Genomic DNA, 18,233 nt, shown 5'->3' with positions numbered 1-18,233 from the left:
GCGGCCGACGACGGGCGGGTCCCGGGTCGGCGGCGCGGGCGCACCGACTGGAAACCCGCACATGAAAACGGATATCGTTTCGCCGGATCCCCCGTGCCGGACCGGTTGCGGGGCCATATGAACATGACAAACACTGGCAGAAGGCGAAGCCTCGAATGCGCACGGACACGGCGGGAGTCGGGATGCGAGTGGACGCCGCGCTGGCCGGGACCTGGGTGGACCGCTGGGAGCGCCAGCAGGAGCGGTACGCCGTGGAGCGCGAGGAGCGCTTCACCGTCATCGCCGACGTACTGGAACAGACCGTCGGACACCGCGGGCGGCCGCTCGTCGCCGATCTCGGCAGCGGCCCCGGCTCGCTGTCGGCGCGCGTCGCCGCCCGCCTGCCGCACGCCGAGATCCTCGCCGTCGACATCGACCCGCTGCTGCTCGCCCTCGGCCGCGCCCGGCACCCCGAGGTCGCCCGCTGGATCGAGACCCTGATCGGCCGCCCGGGCTGGATCGGGGACCTCGGGCTCGACCGCCCGCTGGACGCCGTGGTGTCCACCACCGCGCTGCACTACCCACCGCCGGACGCGCTGCTCGGGATCTACCGCGACCTCGCGGGCGTGCTGCGGCCCGGCGGCGTCCTGGTCAACGGCGACCACCTGATCCCCGAGGACCGGCCGCTCGCCGAGCTCGCCCTCGCGATCGGCCGGCGCCGCGCCCAGCGCCGGGGCGCCGACGCCGCCGAGGACTGGTCCCAGTGGTGGGCCGCGGCCGGGCGGGTCCCCGAGTTCGCCGACCTGCTGACGGCCCGCGAGCGGCAGCTGCCCCCGACCGACGGCGCCGGCAACGGCCTGTCGGCCGCCCGGCACGGCGAACTGCTGCGGGAGGCCGGCTTCCGGCAGGCCGGACCGGTGTGGCAGTACGGCACCAGCTCCGTCCTCGTCGCCCTGCGCTGACCCCGGCCCGGAAAGCGATCCGGAGCGACCCCTCCGGGAGGCGATCCGGAGCACCGGTTTCCGTACCGGCACAGTCTTTGCGAGCGCGTGGCACACGCGCCCTGTTGATCACCCAGGGAAACGGTTAGCGTTTCCCTCGGTCGCCGACGCCCGCCGCGGTGGGAGCCGCACGCGGCGTCCGACCGCGCGCGCCACGCCGACGCGCGGACCGCCGGGGGACGCGGGCCGACACGGGGCAGCCTGTCGGCGGCTGCGGCCCCCTCCGCCGACTTCTCACGGAGAGCTGGTTTCGCATGCGGCCCTTACCGCTGTATCTCGAACCACGGCTGGAGCCCCCGCTCCGATCCCTCCTGGAGGAACGCGACCTCCTCCACACCCTCACCGATGCCCTGGGATCGCCCCTCAACCTGCTCCTGCCCGAGCAGATCGCCGAGAACCTGGCACGCTTCCAGGCGGTCTACCGCAAGCACCACCTCACCGGCCGGATCCACTTCGCCCACAAGGCGAACCGCTCCAGCGCCCTGGTCCGCCGGCTCGCCGCCACCGAGGCCGGACTGGACGTCGCCTCGCTCGCCGAGCTCCAGCACGTGCTCGGAGCCGGCTGCCCGCCCGAGCGGATCATGGCGACCGGGCCGAAGAACCGCGAGTACCTCTGGCTGGCGGCCCGCACCGGCGTCACCGTCCACCTCGACTCCCGCGCCGAACTCGACGACCTGGCCGACCTGGTGCGCAAACAGGCCCTGCCCCCGGTGCGCGTCATGCCCCGGCTGTCGGGCTTCCGGGCCCCGGGGACCACCGTCCTCACCCGGCCGAGCCGGTTCGGCACCGACATCGGCGAGCTGACGGAGCTGATCGACGCGCTCGAACGCCACCGGGACGCCGTGGAGACGACCGGCGTCGCCTACCACCTGGACACCACCGGCGTACCGGAGAAGGCCGTCGCCCTGGAAACCTGCATCACGGTGCTGAACGAGTGCCGGCGCCGGGGGCTGCGGCCCCGCACCGTCGACATCGGCGGCGGGTTCGGGGTCGACTACCTCGCCGACGCCGGCCAGTGGGAGCGGTACACCACCGAACTGACCCGTGCCGTCCTGGGCAAGCGGCCCGCGCTGACCTGGCAGGGCCACGGCTACGGGCTGCGCAACGAGTCCGGCAGACTGCGCGGCACCCTCGGCCTGTACCCGGCGCACCGCCCGGTCGCCGCCGAGGCCTACCTGGACGAACTGCTCTCCTACCCGGCGCCCACGCTCGGACGGCCGCTCGGCACCCTGCTGCTGGAGAACCTGTACGACCTGGCGGTGGAGCCCGGCCGGGCGCTGGCCGACCAGTGCGGGGCCACCCTCGCCCGCGTCCTGGAGGTCCGGCACACGGCGGCCGGCGAACACCTGGTGCGGCTGGAGATGAACGCGCGGGACGTCGGCCTGGAGGAGCACGGGGTGCTGATGGACCCTCTGCTGATCCCCCGGCCCGGCGCGCCGGCCACGCCCGGCGCGTCTGACGGCCCCTCGGACGGCTCACCGGACGGCCCGCCGGGGGACCCGGTCGGGGTCTACCTGATCGGCAACCTCTGCCTGGAGACCGACCTGATCACCCGCCGGACGGTCTTCCTGCCCCGCCTCCCCGCCCCCGGCGACCTGCTCGCCTTCGCCAACACCGCGGGCTACCTCATGGACTTCAGCGCCGGCCGCGCGCTGCGCCAGCCCGTGGCGCGCAAGGTCGCCGCGTACCGGCAGGACGGCGCCTGGCGCTGGCGCCTGGACGAGCAGTACTGGCCCGTCGACGTGACGGCCGCCGCAGGACACCGGGGGGACGGACAGCCATGAGGTACGACAGCATCACCGACGCGATCGGCAACACCCCGCTGGTCCGGATCGACCCGGCGGTCACCGGCCTGCGGCACATCGACCTGTACGCCAAGCTGGAGATGCTCAACCCGTTCGGATCCGTCAAGGACCGCGCCGCCTGGAACATGACCCGCGAGGCCCTGCCCGGCGCCGTCGAACGCGGCGACACCGTCGTGGAACTGTCCAGCGGCAACACCGCCAAGGCACTCGCGCTGATCGCCGGCCTGCACGGACTGCCCTTCAGGAGCGTCACCAACCGGATGAAGGTCCCCGAGGTCAAGGACCTGCTCCTGCTGCTGGGCGCGGAGATCGAGGAACTGCCCGGCCGCACCGAGTGCCTCGACCCGACCGACAACGACGACCCGCTCACCCGCATCCACCGGATGCTCTCCGAGACGGACTCCGGCTACCTGCACACCGACCAGTACTACAGCCCGCTCAACCTCGACGCCCACCTCACCGGCACCGGGCCGGAGATCGTCCGGGACCTCGACGGCCGCGCCCCCGACCACTTCATCGCCTGCGTCGGCACCGCCGGTTCGTCCACCGGCGTCGCGGCCGTGCTGCGCGCCCACAACCCGGCCGTCGAGGTGCTCGGACTGGTCGCCCACAAGTCCGACTTCATCCCCGGCATCCGCACCATCGACGAGGTGCACGAGGTCGGGCTGTTCGACCCCGCCACCTACGACGCCATCGCGTCGGTCACCTCCGACCAGGCCATCGAGGGCATGCTCACCCTGCTGCGCCGCTGCGGCCTGCCGGCCGGCCCGACCGGCGGCGGCGCCCTCTTCGGCGCCCTGCGCCACCTGCGCACCGTGGACGCCGAGTTGACGCGACGGGGAGGCGGCGAACGGCACACCGCCGTCTTCATCGTCTGCGACCGGGTGGAGAGCTACCTCAGCTACGTCCGCCGCCGCCGGCCCGAGCTGTTCAACCAGCCCGCCCGGCCGAACTCGGTGGAGGCCGTGACCCCGGCCGAGCTGGCCGCCGCCCGGACCGTCGAGGTCGACGCCGCCCGGAAGTGGATCGCCGAGGACCGGCCGCTCGTGGTCGACCTGCGCGGTCCGTTCGCCTACGCGGCCCTGCACATCGAGGGCTCGATCAACATCGCCGACGAGCTGTTCGACGAACTCCTGCACGGCGGACTGCCGTTCGGAACCAACCAGCCGGTGCTGCTGGCCTGCCCGGTCGGCGAGAAGTCCGCCCGGTACGCCGCGCTGCTCGCCCGGATGGGACACCGGGACGCGCGCAGCCTCACCGGCGGCATCATCGCCTGGCGCGACGCGGGCGCCCCACTGGTCCGGGACTGAGCGGAGCCGGCCATGACCACCCTCACCGAGCTCCACGACTGGCACCGCGACCTGCGGGCGCAGTTCCCCATCATCACCGGCAACCCGGACCGGGCCTACCTGGACAGCGCGGCCACCTCGCAGAAGCCCCGGGCGGTGCTCGACGCCGTCCAGCGCTACCTGACCACCGCCAACGCCAACGCCGGCCGCGGCACCTACACCTGGGCCAACGCCACCACCGCGCTGGTCGACCGCACCCGCACCCGGGTCGCCCGCTTCCTCGGCGACCCGGCACCGCAGCAGCACTCCGGCGTCCACTTCGTCAGCGGCACGACCGAGGGGCTGCGCACGGTGGCCCGGGACTGGCTCCCCCACCACCTGCGGGACGGCGACGAGATCATCGTGCCGTTCGCCGACCACCAGGCGAACGCGCTGCCGTGGCTGGAGGCCCAGCGGCTGCTGGCCGGCCAGGGCGTGCGCATCACGGTGCGCGAGCTGCCGTACGACCCGGCCTCGCACGACTACGACCACCGCGCGCTGGCCGGACTCGTCACCGACCGCACGGCGTTCGTCGCCGCCACCCATGTGCACCACGTGTACGGCGGCGACATGAACGTCCACCGCATCCGGGCCGCGGTCGGCCCGGACGTGCCGATCTGCCTGGACGCCGCGCAGAGCGTCGGCCACCTGCCGGTGGACGTCGGCACGCTGGACGTCGACTTCGTGGTCTTCTCCGGACACAAGGCCATGGCCCTGCCCGGCACCGGCGCGGTGTGGGCCCGCAACACCCGGGGCCCGGTCTTCACCCCCGGCGGCTGGAACGGCACGCCCAACACCTGCGGGATCGCCGCCCTGGAGGCCGCCCTGGACTGGCTCGACGCCGCCGGGCCGGACCGCGTCCGGCGGTGGAACACCGCCCTGGCCGCCCGGCTCACCGACGGGCTGCGCACCCTGGACCCGTACGAGGTCCTCGGCTGCCGGTCGAGCCTGGCCGCCGGTTCCGCGGTCCAGCAGCGCGAGGGCATCGTCACCTTCCGGCACCGCGGGATCGGCTCCAACGACCTGGGCTTCGTCCTCGACAGCCACGGCCTGATGGTGCGCGCCGACGGGCACTGCCAGGCAAGGGCCGGGGAGCGCGAGAGCTCGGTGCGGGTGAGCCTGCACGTGTACAACGGCCCGGAGGAGATCGACCGGCTGCTCTCCGTGCTGCGCGGGCTGCGGTAGCGGCCCGGCCCGGGCGCGGCGTTCCGCGCCCGGGCCGCTCCGCCGGCGTGGAGTCGGGCGCCGCCGGCGGGCCGTCACATCCGCTGGAGGTTCCGCACCAGTCCGGTCATCTTCGGCGAGGGGGCGACGTTCAGCTCGCGCTGCAGGAACGAACGGTAGTGCTGGTACGAGCGCAGCGCGCTGGCGAGGTTGCCCTCGGCGAGGTGCACCTCGACCACGATCCGGTGGGCCGTCTCACGGACCGGGTCGATGGCGATCGCCGCCAGCGCGGTCTGCAGCGCCGACAGATAGCGCTCCGCGTCGCACAGTTGGTGCGCCAGACCCTCCAGGGCGTACAACCGCAGCTGGTCCCACCGCTCCCGCTCCAGCGTCAGCCACTCCTCCTCCCAGCCCGGCAGCAGCTCGGCGGCGAGGTCGTCCACGATGTCGTCGCAGCTGACCGGCAACCGGTCGAGCCCGGACACGACCTGCCGTGCGGAGCAGCGCGCCGACCGCAGGTCCACCCGGACCGCCGGGGCGAGGCGCAGCCACTGCCCCGGGCTCTCGACCGGTATGGCCCGGCCGCGCCGCACGTGGTAGAGGGCGGTGCGCAGGTTCGCGGCCGAGCGGTGCTGGGTGCAGTCCGGCCAGAGCCGTTCGGCGACCGCCCCGCGCTGGACGCCGCCGTCGTGCAGGGCGAGGAACGCCAGCAGGTGCTGAGCACTCACCGGAAGGGACACACAGCGTCCCGCGTCGGTGGCCTCGAAGCCCCGCAGCAGCTCGATGCCCGGACCGTCCCACAACACACCCCCACTCTGGCCCGGCAGTCCGTCGCCCGCACCCGTTCGGACGTGCCCCGGTTGCGGCCGGGGCCCGTCACGGCCGTGTCCGTCCGGCCCCGGAGCACCGTCGCGCGTGCGTAGCACGGACGTTGTGACGGCGTCACGGTGACGCCGCCCGGGCGTCACGGCCGTCGTCGCCGACCGTGACGGCAACGCCCCGCAGTCGACCGGCCGACACCCTAATGGGCCGCCCCCGAACGGGTGTTGGAGGAGTCGCCGGTCCGTCGTGGACATCCGGACCGGTCCGCGGGACCGCCGGCGGTCACGGCGCGTGCATCCACCGGTCCGTGACGCGGCGAACGGCCGCGGCGGATCCGTCACGAGGACGCGACGCGCCGGCGACGGCACCCGCGCGCCGGCCGTGACGCTCCCCGGCACACTCCCGCGACGGCCGGCCCGTTGACTGGCACCACCTGCTGCCCGGCGGAGCGCACCCGAAGCCCCGCCCGACACCGGAAGGCGATTCCCCATGAAAGCCAGATCGGTGCTGGACGACGTCCGCGCCCCCGAGGACGAACTCCTCGGCGACCCGGCCGTGTGCATCGCCGTCCTGGACGGTCCCGTCGACCTGTCGCACCCCTGCTTCCAGGGCGCGGACCTCACCCGGCTGGACACGCTCGTCGCCGAACCGGCCGGCAACGGCCCGATGTCGCTGCACGGCACCCACGTCGCGAGCCTGCTCTTCGGCCGGCCCGACGGTCCGTACGCCGGGATCGCCCCGCGCTGCCGCGGACTGGTCCTGCCGGTCTTCACGGACGCGGGCGAAGGCCGGGTGCCGCAGCTCGACCTGGCCCGGGCCGTCGAACGCGCCGTGCAGGAGGGGGCGCACATCATCAACATCAGCGGCGGCGAAGCCGGCACGGACGCCCAGCCGGACCCCGTGCTGGAACGGGCGCTGCGGCTGTGCGACGAGAACGGGGTCCTGGTGGTCGCGGCCGTCGGCAACGACGGCTGCGACTGCGCCCAGGTGCCGGCCTCCGTCCCGACGGTGCTCGCCGTCGGCGCGGCCGGACCCGACGGCGAGCCGCTGGACATCAGCAACTGGGGCTCCGCGTACGCCGCCCACGGCGTGCTCGCCCCCGGGAGCGACATCGAGGGCGCCGCCCCGGGCGGGGGCGGCGCCGCCCTGACCGGCAGCAGCTTCGCCACACCGCTGGTGGCCGGGGTCGCCGCCCTGCTGGTCGCCGCGCAGGTGCGCGCGGGGCGCCCGCCCGACCCGCGGGCGGCCCGCCGGGCCCTGCTGCGGGGCGCGCGGTCCGTGCCCTGCGCACCCGCCGACGCACCGGAGTGCCGGCGCCGGCTGGTCGGCCACCTGGACGCGGCCCGGGCCTACGGGCTCACCGCCCGAGGAGACCTGACGGACCGGCCGGCCAGTACCGGGACCACGGCGGACGCCGCCCGCCGCACCATCCCCTCCCCCGAGGTCGGGGCCGCCGCGGCCGGCGCACCCTCGCTGCTCGGGGCCTCCCCTTACGACTCGCACGAGGGAGCCAGCACCATGGACACCCAGAGCGTTCCCGTCGCCACCGCCGAGGCCGTTCAAGCCCCCCAGGTCGCACCGGCCGCGCAGGCCGTACCGGGCCCGGAGGCCGTCCAGGCCTTCCAGGCCGCACCCGCCGCGCAGAGCGCACCGTACGAAGCCCTCCCCCCGGCCGGAGCCGTCGCCGGGGTGGCGGGCGCCACCGCCGCCGGCGCCCAGCCCGCGGGCGCCACCGCCGTCCCGCCGCCCATGCCACTGACCGCGCCCGCCGTGGCCGCGCCCCCGCCGTCCACCGGCGCGACGGTGTCCGGCCAGGCCCCGGCGGCCCCCTGCGCGTGCCAGGGCGGCGGGCCCTCGGGGGCCGGGCTGCCAGGGGCCGTACCGTCGGGATCCGTGCCCTCGGGCGGCGGCGTCCGGCCCTCCTGCGCCTCCACCAACAACCGCCCGCTGGTGTTCGCGATCGGCCAGGTCGGGGTGGACTTCCTGACCGAGGCCCGCCGGGACAGCTTCCGCCAGCTGATGGACCCCGTCGAGGTGCCGGTCGAAGGCAAACCCGATGTGATGAAGGAACTGCCCGCCAATCCCTACGACGCCGACCAGCTGCACAGGTACCTGACCGCCAACCCGTGGGCCTCCGACAAGGTCACCTGGACGCTGAACCTGGAGAGCACACCCGTCTACGCGATGGAGGCCGAACCCGCGGCCGGCATGGACTGGACCAGCAACCCCCTGGTGCAGCTCGGCTCGAGGGCGGAGGTGGAGGCGATCGTCAACGACCGCAGAAAGCTCGCGGACGCCCTGCTGGCACTCGCCGCACCCGCCGCCCCGGTGTCCACGATCTACCGGTCCTTCCGGGACGCCTACCTCGGCCAGCACAAGTACACCCAGGACGAGGACGGCTACATCTCCCGGATCTCGATACCCGGCCGACTGACCGACCGGACCGTACGGCTGTTCTCCGGACAGGTCGTGCCGGTCGTCGAGGTCAAGAGCCGCGGCGTCTACATCTGGTACCAGAAGCAGCTGGTGGACGCCGTGGTGAAGGCCGTCATGCACCAGGCGCACCACGACTCGCTGACGGTCGACGAGACCTACGTCCGCAAGACCATGGACGCGTTCCTCGACAAGGTCTACTACCAGTTCCGCAACCTCGGACAGACCTCCGCCGACCGGGCACTGAACTCCGCCGGGACGAACGCGTTCTCGATCGCCGGCCCGATCAGCAAGGCCATGCTGCTGGGCCAGAGCGTCCCCAGCACCGTGACGGAGTCCGGCAAGCCGATCTCCCTGTACTGCATCGACACCATCTCCGTCGCGAAGAGCCCGTACTGCCGCATGGGATCGGACTGCCAGGACGTGAAGGTGACCTTCTTCGACCCCGAGGACGACCGGCACGCGCGGGTCTCCATGCTGTTCACGATCGACGTCAGCGACGAGTTCCCCGTCACCCTGGCGCCGGCCCACCAGTTCCTGGAGTCCTGAGCACCCGGCACCGTCGGTGGCCACGCCGACCGGACGCCCCCACGCCACCCGTCAGGAGGAGACGGATCATGAAAACCCCCGCAGGGCTCCCCAAGCCCACTCCGAGACTGCCGGTCCTCGCCCCGCCGGTCCGCCGGGACGGCCGGGACGAGGCCGGAACGCTGCCCGGCAACCCGGGCGTCGTACCGGCCCGGTCGGCCTGCGCCGGCCTCACCGGCCCCGCCCGGAGCATGTGCTACGCGGCCCTCTGACGCCCCGCCCCGACGGGCCCCGCCGAGGACGGAGTGCAACCAGCACGACGAGAAGGGATGAGCAGAAATGACCAACGAAGAATTCCGTGAGGAGCGCCGGACGTGGACCCCCACGCCGCAGCTCCCGAAGCTGGCGGAGCCGGTGGACCGCACCCGCCGCACCGGCGGCGCCCTGGGCAACACCCCCGGCATCGAGGCCGACTTCGACTGGGGCAAGCTCGCAGGCACCCTGGCGAACGTGGCCTCCAGCATCTTCTGATGAGGCACCCCGCGCCGGCGACGGGCCCCGAAGGGTCCGTCGCCGGCCACCCGCCCGGTGACGCCGCCTCAAGCGGCCTGTCGCCGGAGCACCGAACAGGAGAGACAGGACCATGTACGAGCAGCCGCCGCCCCAGGTGCCGCCGATCGACCGCACGGTCGGCTACGACGCGTACCTGAAGGTGTACAAGGAGACCGTCGACGTCGGCGACGACCGGAACGCGGCCGCGCGGCCCGTCCGGGCGCCCGTCGGATTCACCGGCGGCCCTCGGCCGACCAGCGTGGTGGCCCCCGCCTTGAAGGAGGGCGCCGATCCCACCGAGCACGCGACCACACTGATCATGGACGGCCCCGGAGGGATCTACGGCCCCAGCTTCGCGGACCCGGCCCCCTGGGCCTGCGGCGGCGCCCCCACCCCCGGCTGCCTGCCGCCCCCACCCCCCGCCATCGGAGGCCTCTACTGAACCCTGCCAGCCGTCCCCGTACACACGAAGGGAAGCGCGACCATGACCATGGAAGACGTCCGCGAGGAACACCGGGTGTGGTCCCCCACCCCGCAGCTCCCCAGAATGGCCCCTCCGATCGACCGCACCGGCCGCACCGGCAGCGCCCTGGGCAACACCCCCGGCGTCGAGGCCGACAGCTTCTGGGACATCGTCAAGACCATCGCCCCGATCGCCGCCAGCGTGCTGCTCTGACGGCATCCACCCACGGACACCTCGTCCGTACCGTGCCGACCGCGCGGCCCATCCGCCGCCCGGCCGGCACTCCGCCGCTCCGCAGCTGCCCGGTTGCCCGACCCCTGTCCGGCCGAACGTCCGTTCAGTAGCATGAACCCGCCTCCGCCCGCGGCCCCGAGGGGACGAGTGACCGCCATGACCACCCTGACCGCCAGCGCCCCGCCCGTCGACGTCCTGGACATCGGCGTCATGGACATCGACGTGGACATCGATCTGCTCCTGGACGGCGACGACGCCGCGGGGGCCCCGGATCCGGGAGCCCTCCTGTCCGGAGCGCCGGTGCTGATGACCCCGCCGCAGAGCACCCAGGCCGTCTTCGAGTTCGACCCGCCGGTCCAGCTCGACCCGCCGCTCCTGGTGGACGCGCTGCCCCCGCAGGTCACCCAGGCGGTCGTGGTCGACCTCCCCGGCCTCGCCGACCACTGACGACCACTGAAGGCCCGCGCCGCCGCATGGACCCCGACCTCCGCTCCGCGCACCGCTACACGCGCCCCTTCGACCGCTTCCCCTCCCGCCGCGAGCACCAGGCCCGGTGGGCCGAACTGTCCCGCGCGATCGCCGCGGCCGGCCCACCGGGCGGTGAACCGTCCGAGCACAAGGGCGAGTTGACCGTCCTCGGATCCGGCATCGAGGCCGCCGGCTTCACCCGCGCCGACGAGCGGCTGCTCCGCGAGGCCGACCACGTCTTCCACTGCGTGGCCGACCCCGCGACGATCGTGCGCATCAACGCCTGGCGCCCGGACGCCTACGACCTCGGCGTCCTCTACGACGACGCGAAGGACCGCTACCTGACGTACGTCCAGATGTCGGAGGCGGTCCTGCACTTCGTGCGGGCCGGGCGCCGGGTGGCGGCGGTCTTCTACGGCCACCCGGGCATCTTCGTGCTGTCCAGCCACCGCGCCGTGCGGATCGCCCGCCGCGAGGGCCACACCGCCGTGATGCGCCCGGGCATCAGCGCCCTGGACGTGCTCTGCGCCGACCTCGGCGTGGACCCGAGCACCCCCGGCATGCAGACCTTCGAGGCCTCCGACCTGCTGATCCGCGACCGGCGCCTCGACCCCGGCCTGCACCTGGTGCTCTGGCAGGTCGGCATCGTCGGCGAACTCGACTACCGGCGCGCCGGGTTCACCAACCGCCACCTGCCCGTCCTGCTGGACCGGCTGGAGGAGGTCTACGGGCCGGACCACACCGTGGTCAACTACATCGGCGCCCGCTACCGGGGCCTCGACCCCGTCACCGCCCGGTACACCGTCGCCGCCCTGCGCGACCCGGCCGTGCAGCGCACCGTCACCAGCGCCTCCACCTGGTACCTGCCGCCCGCCGTCGCCGCCCCGGCCGACCCGCGGGTGCTCGAACGCCTCGGCCTGCTCGAACCCGGCCGGACCGTCCGCCCGCCCGACGGCCCGCTGCGGGTCGTCGACGCGTACGGCCCGCGCGAACTCGCCGCCCTCCGCGGCTTCGCCGACTTCCGCGTCCCGGCCGGCTACCACTGGCAGGAGGACACCCCGGGCGCCCGCTTCGCCCTGGCCCTCGGCGAGGACGGCGCCCTGCGCGAGCGCTACGTCCGGGATCCCGCGGCCGCCGTCGCGGACTGGGCCCCGCCGGACCTCGGAGCCGACGAACGCGCCCTGCTGGCCCGGCGCGAGGACCTGGCCCTGCAGGCCGCCGCCCGGGGCGTCCCCCGGCGGCCCGGGCCGGAGGCGGCACACCGCCTGCGCACCGTGCTCACCCGCAAGTCGGAGGCCCGCCGGCTGGCGCGGGACGGTTCGGCGGGCTGGCCGTCGATCCGGCGGGACCTGGACTCCGTCCTCGCCGGGGCCCTGTACCCGTGGACGGGCCTGTACGGCACCGCGGACGACGGCCTCTCGGTCTACGTCCTGGGCCGCGCGACCGACCCGCCCCGGCACCGGGTCCACGTCGACGGCCTCCGGGTGACCGACCCGAGTTACGCCCACGGCGTGCTGCGCTGGCGCGCGGCGGACGGCGGCGTCGGCGGCGAGCTGCGGACGGAGTTCGGCCGCGACGGCCGGCGCCGGCTGTCCGGAACCGTCGCGGGCGCGGCGGTGCGCCTGACCGAGTACCCGCTGCCGCAGGTGCCGCCGCTCGCCGACCTCGTCGGCGGGTACCGCGGCGAGGGCGTGGGCGTGGACGTCGTACCCGGCGCCCCCGGCTCGGCCCCGCGTCTGCGCGTCACCGTCGACGGCGAGCCCGTGACCGCCGCGGTGGTGATCGGACCGGCGGGTTTCGAGGTGGACGGCGTCACCGTCCCCTTCTCCGCGGCGGTGGCGGAGCCCGCCCCGGGCCTGTTCGGGGACTACCGGCTGCGGCTGCCCGACCGCCCGGGCGGCGCCCTCCTGGAGGTCGCCGCGGACGGCGTCGTGCTCGACGGCCGGCCCGTCCCCGGGGCCGGGCCGAGCGGACGGCGGCTCGGCTGGCGGGACGGACCGGAGCTCCTGCCCTCCGCCGACCTCACCCTGCTGCTCGACCCGATCACCCTGCACCCGATGCTGCACGGCACCGGCCGGACGGCGGACGGCGAACCGTTCCCGCTGCTCGGCATGGTCCCGGTCGACGGCGACGCCGCCCGACGGCTGGCCGCCCGGCCGCGGTTCGGCATCCCGGCCGGCCCCTGGGCCCACCTGACGGCGCTCGCCGCCGGGGCGAGCCACGACGGCGGGCTGTTCTGGTGGCACGGCTGGGAGCAGTCGGCCACCGCCCTGCGGACCGTGGAGCAGGCCCTGCGGGACGGCGGCCGGTAGCGCCCGGCACGGACCCGGCACGGACCCGGCCGGCGACGGCCGGGTCCGTACGGACACGGGAACGGGGACGGGACGGGGATCAGCGCAGGCCGGCGAAGAGGTCGTCCTCGGGAAGGGCCGCGCCGGTGGTGTCCTTGACCCGCACGAAGGTCTCCACGCCCATCAGCTCGGTGAACCGCTCCTTGCCCATCTTCAGGAAGAAGATGTTCTCGCCCTGGCTGGCGTGCGCGGCCAGGGCGTCGAACTTGCGGCCGCCGAACGCGGTGGTGTCCACCCAGGTGGTGATCTCCTCGTCCGGCAGGCCGATCTCCGACATGTCCGGCAGCTCGGACGCCTCCGGCTCCGCCGCCCCGGGCTCCCGCGCCGCCTCCGGCTCCTCCCAGTCCGCGCCGAACTCGCGCATGACCTCGCCGAACCGCTGCATGGCCGAGCGCGGCGCCGTCGTCCAGTAGACCTTCGGCGTCGGATCGGTCAGCTCCAGCGCCGCCATGGTGATGCGGTTGGCCTGGATGTGGTCGGGGTGGCCGTAGAACCCGTTCTCGTCGTAGGTGACGACCACGTCGGGCCGGTAGTGCCGGATCAGTTCGGCGAGGCGGGCGGCGCCCTCCTCCACCGGCGTGCGCCAGAACGACCCGGGCTCGTCGTTGCTCGCCCAGCCCATCATCCCGGAGTCGGCGTACTCCAGCAGCTCCAGGTGGCTGACCTTCAACACCTCGCAGCTGGCCTCCAGTTCCTGCCGGCGCATCGCGGCGACGGCCTCCGGGTCGTGTCCGGGCTCGCCCGGCTTGACCCCTCCCGGTCCGTCACCGCACCGGCCGTCCGTGCACGTCACGAGGACCGTGCGGACGCCCTCCGCCGCGTACCGGGCGAGGACACCCCCGGTCCCGGTGGCCTCGTCGTCGGGGTGGGCGTGCACCGCCATCAGCGTCAAGGGCCGGTCAACCATGAAAATCCATCCTCCGATGTGAAAAGTACTCGCCCCAGTCTGCGCCACGGGGCGGGGTGGTCGCCGGGGTTGTTCCGTTCCGCGTCGCGCACCCGGCAATCCGCGAGACGGCCGCTATCCACGTCCGGCGGCCAGGGTGACCGGCAGGCCCGCCTCGATGCGGCCCAGCAGCCGTCCGCCGTGGACGCCGGGGGTGTCGAAGACGCCCTGGCCGTCGGGGTCGTCGTCGGCGCCGGCGCTCAGGACCTCGGGCACCAGCACCGCCGCCGCGGCGGCGGGCGCCTCGGCGCCGGTGGGCGCCGAGTAGGCGGCGGCGAGGTACGCGGGCGCCAGGACGGGGCCGTGCAGGGTCCCTTCGACCAGGTCGGGCTCGAATCCGGCGGACAGCACCGTGACCCTGGCGTGCAGGTCCCCGTGGACCATGACCAGCTTGTCCGTCATGTTGCCGACGAAGGCCTCCACGTGGACGCTGCCGCGGACCAGCAGCTTGGCGTCGCCCTCCAGGTACACGGCGGCCGCCCGGAGGTCGCCCAGCACTATCAGCGCGGAGCAGCCGTCGTCGATGGTGAGGACGGCGCCGCTGACGTCGAGGTCACCGTCGACGACCAGGCCGGTGCCCTCCAGCTCTGCGGCGTCGAGGTCGAGGTGCCCGTCTATCGCCAGGGCGCCGGCGTGGACGTCGTACGACTCCTCGTAGAGGTTCTCGTACGTGGAGACGGGCAGGCCGCGGCGCTCGAACAGGGCGACGGACTCGTCCCAACTGTGCAGCGTGGTAGTGATGTTCATGGGGCAGACTCTGCCATGCGGCACTGTCAGCCGATCGCAACCGGATCGAGACCGATCGTTTCGCCCGTCCCGGACCCGCCGCTCCCCCGGGTTCCCTACGCTGTGGCCGATCCACTGCGGCCGGCCCGCTCCGGCCGGCCGCGTTCGGTCCGGGATTTTCGAGGGGGAGCCCATGGAGCTCGACGCGTTCATGGAACTGGCCGGTCCACCGATCGGCGCCGCGATCGCCGCGTACGGCGACTCGGTGCTGACGCAGGCGCAGGACGCGGCCGCGACGGCCACCGTGGGCCTGGGCACGCGCATCCTCCAGCGCGTCTGGAACCGGCGCGACGAACGGCAGCGCGAGGACCTGGAGACCAACGTCCTGGAGGCGGCGGAGGAGGGCGCGGGCGCGGACGCCCAGGGCGCGCTGCGGCAGGCCGTGCGGCGCACGCTCCACCAGGACCCGGAGCTGCTGGCGGAGCTGGCCGCGCTGCTGGCGCGGGCGCAGCCGGCGCCGGTCAGCATCGTGGTGAGCGGCCAGGGGGCCGTCGTCAACACCGGCAGCAACAGCGGGACGATGAGCAGCAGGACCGTCGTCCACCGGGACGGCCCCCGGTGACGTCGCCCACCCACCACTTCAGCGGCGCCGGACAGATCGCCAGCTTCAACAGCTCCAACGACGGCCTGATGGTCACCCAGGTCACCACGATCGTGCTGCCCGCCGAGGCGCTGCGCTCCGCGGCCGACACCCCGGCCGTCGACGTCGTCCACCTGCTCCGGCCGAACGGCCGCTTCACCGGCCGGCAGCGGGAACTGGCCGCGCTGCGGGAGGTGTTGAGCGCCGAACGCGCCGGGCCCGGCGCGGCGACGGCGGTGCTCCACGGGCTGGGCGGGGTCGGCAAGAGCACCCTGGCGCGGCAGTACGCCCAGACCTTCCGCACGGCGTACGACCTGGTCTGGTGGATCGAGGCGTCCTCCCCGGGGGCCGTGGAGGAGGCCCTGGCCGAGATCGCCCGGCGGCTGAACCCCGTGTGGGCCGGAACCGCGCAGCGGCCGGAGCTGACCGCCTGGGCGCTGGCCTGGTTCCAGCACCACACGAACTGGCTGCTGGTGTACGACAACGTCGAGGACCCGGCGCTCCTCGCGCCGTACCTGGGCAGCCTCACCGGGGGGCACCACCTGGTCACCACCCGGCTCGCCGACGACTGGGACGCGATCGGCGTCGACTCCGGCGACGCGCTGCTCGCACTCGACGTCCTCCCCCAGGAGCAGGCGGCCGAGCTGCTGTGGTCCTGGGTCTGCGAGTGGGACGGGTCCGACGAGTCCCGCTGGGAGGTCGGGCAGCTGGCCCGGGAGCTCGGCGGCCTCCCGCTCGCCCTCGACCAGGCGGGCGCCTACCTGCGCCGGACCCGCACCACGGTCGCCGCCTACCGCGGCCGGCTCGGGCTCCAGCTGTCCAGGACCCCGGCGGGCCGGGACCCGCAGCTCACCGTCGCCAGGGTCTGGCAGGTCACCCTGGCGGCGGTCGCCGAGGACGATCCGGTCGCGGTCGACCTGCTGCACGCCCTGGCCTGGCTGGACGCCGACGGCTGCCCGCGCGACCTGGTGTACCGGCTGGCCCCGGACGAGATCGCGGCCGACGACGCGCTCGGCGTCCTGCACGCCTACAGCATGATCGGCTACGCCTGGCGCGACGTCCGGGTGCACCGGCTGGTCCAGGGCGTACTGCGCGCCGACGCCCTCGCCCGGCGCCCGGCGGGGGCCGCTCCCCGGGGCCGGCACGAGGCCGAGCAGGCCCTGCTGCGGACCGTGCGTCCGGCCGGGCCCGACCAGGACCCCGACGCCGCCGAGCTGGCCCGCCTGGTCGGCCAGATCCGTGCCCTGGCCGCGACCGACCCCCGGGACGGCTGCGACTCGGCGGTGTTCAACCTCTACGCCGGCGCCGCCCTGCACCTGGAGGCCCGGGGGCAGACCGCCTGGGCGCTGCCGCTGTACGAGGGCTACGACGCCCAGATCCGGCACGGGCTCGGGCCCGAGCACCCGCTCGCGCTGGTGGCCCGCTCCGCACTCGCCCGGGTCCACCTCGCGACCGGCCGGCCCGACCGGAGCATCGGGATCCTCGGCCCGCTCCTGGAACAGAGCCTGCGGGTCCACGGCCCCGGGCACCTCACCACCCTCAACATCCGCAGCAGCCTCGCCTCCACCCACCAGGCCCGCGGCAGCGTCCAGCAGGCGGTCGAGGAGTACGAGCGGGCCGCCGACGACAGCCGGGTCGCCCTCGGCCCGGACCACCTCAGGACCCTCACCCTGCTGAGCGACCTGGCGGGCGCCCACGCGGCCCTCGGCCGGTTCGACCGGGCCATCGGGATCTACGAGGACCTGCTCGGCAGGGCCCCCGCCGACACCGAACCCGACGGCCTGCCGGGGCCCATGGCCGGGCTCAACGGCCTACGGCTGCGCAACAACCTCGCCGGGGCGTACGAGACCGTCGGCCGCTACCGGCAGTCGATCGCCCTCCACCAGGAGGTGCTGGCCGACTTCGAGGAACTCGTCGGCTCCGAACACCCCGACACCCTCAGCTGTCTGAGCAACCTCGGGTACGCCCACCACGCGGCCGGCGACCTGGAACGGGCCAGGGAGATCTACCAGGACGTCCTGACCCGGCGTGCCGACGCCCTGGGCGAGGAGCACCCCGACACCCTGCTCAGCCGGAGCAACCTCGCCCACCTCTGCCTGACGAGCGGTGACATCGCGACCGGGTTCGACCTCTGCCGCACGACACTGACCCAGCGCACCGGTGTGCTCGGCCCGGAACACCCCGAAACCCTGTCCAGCCTCTCCATGCTGGCCTCCGCCCACGACGCGGCGGGCGAGCCGGAGCGGGCGCTCCCCCTGTTCGAGGAGGCCCTCCGGCTGCGCCGCGAGGTCCTCGGCCCGCATCACCCGGACACGCTGCGCAGCGCCGGGAACCTTGCCTCCGCCTACCACGGGCGGGGCGAGTCCGCCCGGGCCGTCCCGCTGTTCGAGACCGTACTGGCCGAACAGGAGCGGGTGCTCGGCCCGGAGAGCCGCGACACCGTGCTCACCCGCAACAACCTCGGGGTGGCCTGCCGGGGCGCGGGCGACCTGGAACGGGCCCGGTCGCTGCTCACCACCGTGCTGGAGCAGCGCGCCCGGCTGCTGGGCCCGGACCACCCGGACACCCTCGGCAGCCGCGCCGCCCTGGCCCGGGTGCACGAGGCGGCGGGCGACCTCACCGGGGCCGTCGAGGGGTACCGGGCCGCCCTCGCCGGGCTGACCCGGGCGGTCGGGACGGACCACCCCGTCTCCGTCGTGGTGGCGAGTCTGCTGGCCGAAGCACTGCGCACGCGCGACGATCCCCGTCCGCGGCAGTAGCCCCGGCCGGCCGCCGCCGGCCGGGCTCCGCCCA

16 protein-coding genes are annotated in these 18,233 nt (G+C 74.6%); 13 read left to right on the top strand and 3 right to left on the bottom strand.

Annotated features, from left to right (window positions below; translation table 11 throughout):
• Nucleotides 1-182: 182 nt before the first annotated feature.
• The 4 genes from ACGFSC_RS04540 (at nt 183) to ACGFSC_RS04525 (ending at nt 5,298) form a co-directional block, all read left to right on the top strand.
• Entirely contained in the window at nt 183-941 is a 759-nt protein-coding gene (locus ACGFSC_RS04540; RefSeq protein WP_359903906.1) for a class I SAM-dependent methyltransferase, read from the top strand.
• A 293-nt stretch (nt 942-1,234) separates the two neighbouring features.
• Nucleotides 1,235-2,764 carry a Y4yA family PLP-dependent enzyme gene (locus ACGFSC_RS04535; protein ID WP_359903908.1) on the top strand — a complete coding sequence of 510 codons (1,530 nt, stop codon included), beginning with the start codon at nt 1,235-1,237 and terminating at the stop codon, nt 2,762-2,764.
• On the top strand, nt 2,761-4,095 hold the full coding sequence (locus tag ACGFSC_RS04530) for a pyridoxal-phosphate dependent enzyme (protein WP_359903910.1): 1,335 nt from the start codon (nt 2,761-2,763) through the stop codon (nt 4,093-4,095). Before ACGFSC_RS04535 ends, ACGFSC_RS04530 begins: the two co-directional genes overlap by 4 nt.
• Nucleotides 4,096-4,107: 12 nt before the next feature.
• Nucleotides 4,108-5,298: an aminotransferase class V-fold PLP-dependent enzyme gene (locus tag ACGFSC_RS04525; protein WP_359903912.1), complete on the top strand. Its 1,191-nt coding sequence runs from the start codon at nt 4,108-4,110 to the stop codon at nt 5,296-5,298.
• Nucleotides 5,299-5,372: 74 nt separating this feature from the next.
• On the opposite strand, the gene ACGFSC_RS04520 is transcribed toward ACGFSC_RS04525, so the two are convergent.
• On the bottom strand, nt 5,373-6,083 hold the full coding sequence (locus ACGFSC_RS04520; RefSeq protein ID WP_359915540.1) for a BTAD domain-containing putative transcriptional regulator: 711 nt from the start codon (nt 6,081-6,083) through the stop codon (nt 5,373-5,375).
• Between the two features lie 505 nt (nt 6,084-6,588).
• On the opposite strand from ACGFSC_RS04520, the gene ACGFSC_RS04515 reads away from it, so the two are divergent.
• From ACGFSC_RS04515 to ACGFSC_RS04485, 7 genes are all read left to right on the top strand, one after another.
• Entirely contained in the window at nt 6,589-9,081 is a 2,493-nt protein-coding gene (locus ACGFSC_RS04515; protein ID WP_359915542.1) for a S8 family serine peptidase, read from the top strand.
• Between the two features lie 68 nt (nt 9,082-9,149).
• Nucleotides 9,150-9,332 (top strand): hypothetical protein, encoded by a 183-nt coding sequence (locus ACGFSC_RS04510; protein ID WP_359915544.1) that lies wholly within the window; start codon nt 9,150-9,152, stop codon nt 9,330-9,332.
• A 67-nt stretch (nt 9,333-9,399) separates the two neighbouring features.
• Nucleotides 9,400-9,591, top strand: a complete 192-nt coding sequence (locus tag ACGFSC_RS04505; RefSeq protein ID WP_359915546.1) for a hypothetical protein — start codon at nt 9,400-9,402, stop codon at nt 9,589-9,591.
• Between the two features lie 112 nt (nt 9,592-9,703).
• Complete coding sequence (locus tag ACGFSC_RS04500) at nt 9,704-10,054, top strand: hypothetical protein (RefSeq protein WP_359914708.1); 351 nt, start codon at nt 9,704-9,706, stop codon at nt 10,052-10,054.
• Nucleotides 10,055-10,096: 42 nt separating this feature from the next.
• Complete coding sequence (locus ACGFSC_RS04495; protein ID WP_359914706.1) at nt 10,097-10,288, top strand: hypothetical protein; 192 nt, start codon at nt 10,097-10,099, stop codon at nt 10,286-10,288.
• 177 nt (nt 10,289-10,465) lie between these two features.
• Nucleotides 10,466-10,756, top strand: a complete 291-nt coding sequence (locus ACGFSC_RS04490) for a hypothetical protein (RefSeq protein WP_359914703.1) — start codon at nt 10,466-10,468, stop codon at nt 10,754-10,756.
• 26 nt (nt 10,757-10,782) lie between these two features.
• Nucleotides 10,783-13,089: an SAM-dependent methyltransferase gene (locus tag ACGFSC_RS04485; protein ID WP_359914700.1), complete on the top strand. Its 2,307-nt coding sequence runs from the start codon at nt 10,783-10,785 to the stop codon at nt 13,087-13,089.
• A gap of 79 nt (nt 13,090-13,168) precedes the next feature.
• Here ACGFSC_RS04485 and ACGFSC_RS04480 read toward each other — a convergent pair whose 3' ends face one another.
• Together ACGFSC_RS04480 and ACGFSC_RS04475 are read right to left on the bottom strand one after the other, a co-directional pair.
• Nucleotides 13,169-14,035, bottom strand: coding sequence for a PIG-L family deacetylase (locus tag ACGFSC_RS04480; RefSeq protein WP_359914697.1), 867 nt, complete (start codon nt 14,033-14,035; stop codon nt 13,169-13,171).
• A 114-nt stretch (nt 14,036-14,149) separates the two neighbouring features.
• Nucleotides 14,150-14,821, bottom strand: coding sequence for a hypothetical protein (locus ACGFSC_RS04475; RefSeq protein ID WP_359914694.1), 672 nt, complete (start codon nt 14,819-14,821; stop codon nt 14,150-14,152).
• A gap of 172 nt (nt 14,822-14,993) precedes the next feature.
• Here ACGFSC_RS04475 and ACGFSC_RS04470 point away from each other — a divergent pair, with 172 nt between their 5' ends.
• Together ACGFSC_RS04470 and ACGFSC_RS04465 are read left to right on the top strand one after the other, a co-directional pair.
• A complete protein-coding gene (locus tag ACGFSC_RS04470; RefSeq protein ID WP_359914691.1) occupies nt 14,994-15,422 on the top strand; it encodes a hypothetical protein in 429 nt (142 codons plus the stop codon).
• Nucleotides 15,419-18,199 carry a tetratricopeptide repeat protein gene (locus tag ACGFSC_RS04465; RefSeq protein ID WP_359914689.1) on the top strand — a complete coding sequence of 927 codons (2,781 nt, stop codon included), beginning with the start codon at nt 15,419-15,421 and terminating at the stop codon, nt 18,197-18,199. Before ACGFSC_RS04470 ends, ACGFSC_RS04465 begins: the two co-directional genes overlap by 4 nt.
• Nucleotides 18,200-18,233 lie beyond the last annotated feature (34 nt).

This window comes from Kitasatospora sp. NPDC048715 (genome assembly GCF_043198905.1).
Taxonomy (GTDB): domain Bacteria; phylum Actinomycetota; class Actinomycetes; order Streptomycetales; family Streptomycetaceae; genus Kitasatospora; species Kitasatospora lactacystinica.
This window is presented reverse-complemented; position numbering and strand designations above follow the sequence as displayed.